Below are 2,873 nucleotides of genomic sequence, written 5' to 3'. Positions count from 1 at the left end.
GCTCACTTCGGCGCGGCGGCGGGGGCGACGGCGGCGGCGGGGGCCGGCGCCGGCGCCGGCGCGGCGGCCTTGGCGGCGGCCTTGGCCTGGCCTTCGGCCTTGGCCTTCTCGAACCTGGCGGCGTCATCGGCCAGGGCGGCGGGGGTCGGGAGCTTGGGGGCCGCGGCGGGCTGGCCCTCGGCGCCCTCGGCCGGCTCGGGCGTGTTCGACTCGGGGTTGCTCATGAGCTTCACCTTGTCGTCGACGCGGAACTCGGGGTGCTGGTTCTCGTTGGCCATCTTCATCGTGCCGACGAGCTTGTTCTCGATCGCGGCCTTCTGGATGAGCTCCTCGAAGACCTCGGCCATCTCCTGCTTGAGCTTGCCCTCGTGGACGACGGCGTTGAGCATCTTGCGGATGTTCTCGTCCTTCAGCGAGACGCGGGTCTCGGCCGGGATGATCCCCTCGCGGCGGAGGATGACCCAGGCGCCCTCGCTGGCCTGGATCGGCCCGGTGAAGTCGCCGTCCTTCGGCTTGTGCGAGGGATCCTTGTCGTTCGGGTCCCCGTCGACGAGCTGGGCGAACGCGGCGTCGGAGACGTTCCGGGGCTGGGCGAAGCGGTTGATCGGCTCGGCCAGCAGGCCGCCGAGCGACCGCGTGGCCAGGTCCATCGACTGCTCCTGCGCCACCTTCTCGAACCCGCCGGGGTTCTTCTTCAGCTCCTCCCAGACCGCCTGGGCCTTGGTGAGCGTGTCCACCATGATGAGGCGGGCGCGGATCTTGTCGCCATACTGGGCCTCGAAGGCGGACTTGAGGTCCTCCTCGGTGACCTGGACCCGGCCCTCGCACAGCTTCCGCATGGCGATCTGGGGGTAGATCACGTCGCGGGCGTACTGGAACGGGCTGATCCCGCGCTCCTTGTCGAGCGTCTGGAGCCACTGCTGGCGGCCGATGCCGAAGCGGCCGGCGACCGAGTCGATCTCCTGGTCGATCTCGGCGGCCGTGACCTCCTTTTTCTGGGCCTTCAGCGCCTGCTCGATGAGGGCGCGGTTGATGAGGGTCTCCAGGATCTCCTTCCCCTTGCGGGCGACGCACTCGTCGGCCAGGTCGGCGCGGGTGATGACCTGGTCGTTGACGATGGCGATGGCGTCGGTGGGGTTGACCGGGATCGCCGTCTGCTTGACGTCCGTGAGGACCGGCGTGGGGGCCGGGGCCGTCGACGCCTTGCCGGCCGGGGCCTGGGCCCGGGCCGCCTGCCCGCGGGCCTGCTGGGCGTGGGCCGAGGTCGCCGCGACAAGCCCCGCGAGAGTCAGCCCCGCCGCCCAGGCGAGGGGGGCCCGACCGCCATCCTTTGCGATCATCGTGATGCGTCTCCCATTCCGTAGGTCGGTTTGGTCTTTTCCGGTCCGTCTCAAGTCCGCGGACGATTCGGCCGACAACCTAGGGGCTCGCCCCGGATCGGTCAACCTCAACCTCGGGCCGATCCGCGCGAGCCCCGCGCCGGCCCCCCGCTTTTCCCCGTTCCCCCCTTGGCCCGGCGGCCCTGGTCGGCTACGTCTGGTTGTTGGAGAATTGTGCGACCGAGGGTCGCGCGACGCATGACACCCGATGGAGCCTCCCATGAAGCGGCCGTCCCTCTCGCTGGCGATCCTCGTCCTCTGGGCCTCGCCGGCCCTCGCCCAGACCCCCGTCGTCCCCAGGGCCGAGGAGAAGACCGGCGCCCTGATGATCGACGCCGCCCGCCGATTCCTGGGCACGCTCGACGCCGACCTCCGCGCCAAGGCGAGCTTCGCCCTCGACGACCCCGAGCGCCAGAACTGGCACTGGATCCCCCGCCCCCGCAAGGGCGTCTCGATCAAGGAGATGACCCACTACCAGCGCCCGCTGGCCTTCGCGCTGCTGGACACCGGCCTCTCCGGGGCGGGCTCCGTCGCCGCCGCCACCACGATGAGCTACGAGGAGATCATCCGGATCCAGGAGAACGAGTCCGGCCGGATCCGCGACCCCGAGCTGTACTACGTCAGCGTCTTCGGCACCCCCGGCGAGGGGCGGTGGGGATGGCGCTGGGAGGGCCACCACCTGTCGCTGAACTACACGCTCGACGGCGACGAGATCGTCTCGGTCACGCCGTTCATGTTCGGCTCGAACCCGGCGAAGGTCGTCTCCGGCCCGAACGAGGGCCTGCGCAGCCTGGCCGCGATCCAGGACCCGATCTACAAGCTGCTGGCCTCGCTGTCGCCCGGGCAGAAGGAGGTCGCGATCCTCTCCGAGCGCGTGCCGAAGATCCCGTCGTCTCCAAACGACGCGGTCGCCCAGCCGCTTCCCGCCGGCAAGGACGGCCTGGCCTACGACGACATGACCGAGGAGCAGCGGGCCCTCCTGCGCGCCGCGGGCGCCGCCTACCTTGAGATGTTCCCCGAGGCCGGTCGCGAGGTGCTGATGGACGGCCTCCGTCGCGGCGAGGGCCGTCGCACCTTCGCCTGGTACGGCACCACCGACACCACCAAGCCCCACGCCTTCCGCCTCCAGGGCCCCAGCATCCTGATCGACTTCAACAACGAGCAGGACGGCGGCAACCACATCCACACCTTCTTCCGCGACCTCTCCGAGGACTTCGGCAGCCCGGCCAAGTGACGCCCCCGGCGAGGGGGGGACGCTCCCCCCCCTCGCCGAATCCGACGTCCAATCGCCCGCGGGGCCGGGAATGCCTCGACAAGCGTTCGGAAGGGAGACGGTCCCCCCTTCTCCCCGCGTGGTGCTCTGTCGAAAAGAGGCCGTAGAGGCTCAGGCGGCCGGGGCCGGGCCGGTGCCCGGAGAGGCGCGGGCGGCGTCCCGTTCGCGCCTCTCCGCATCGCCGACGAGCAGCAGGACGTCGTGGACGACGCACCGCAGCA

2 protein-coding genes are annotated in these 2,873 nt (G+C 70.8%); one reads left to right on the top strand and one right to left on the bottom strand.

What is annotated here, in order from left to right; translation table 11 throughout:
- Nucleotides 1–2: 2 nt before the first annotated feature.
- Nucleotides 3–1,340, bottom strand: coding sequence for a parvulin peptidyl-prolyl isomerase (locus WG209_RS24420; protein WP_337177725.1), 1,338 nt, complete (start codon nucleotides 1,338–1,340; stop codon nucleotides 3–5).
- Between the two features lie 259 nt (nucleotides 1,341–1,599).
- Between WG209_RS24420 and WG209_RS24415 the strand changes: the two genes are divergently transcribed.
- The gene (locus WG209_RS24415; RefSeq protein ID WP_337177724.1) at nucleotides 1,600–2,613 is read left to right on the top strand and encodes a DUF3500 domain-containing protein; all 1,014 of its coding nucleotides are present in this window, start codon (nucleotides 1,600–1,602) and stop codon (nucleotides 2,611–2,613) included.
- Nucleotides 2,614–2,873: the final 260 nt, after the last annotated feature.

It is taken from the genome of Paludisphaera sp. (genome assembly GCF_037189885.1).
Classification (GTDB): domain Bacteria; phylum Planctomycetota; class Planctomycetia; order Isosphaerales; family Isosphaeraceae; genus Paludisphaera.
Note: the sequence above shows the minus strand (reverse complement) of the source record. Positions and strands in the feature narration are given on the sequence as shown.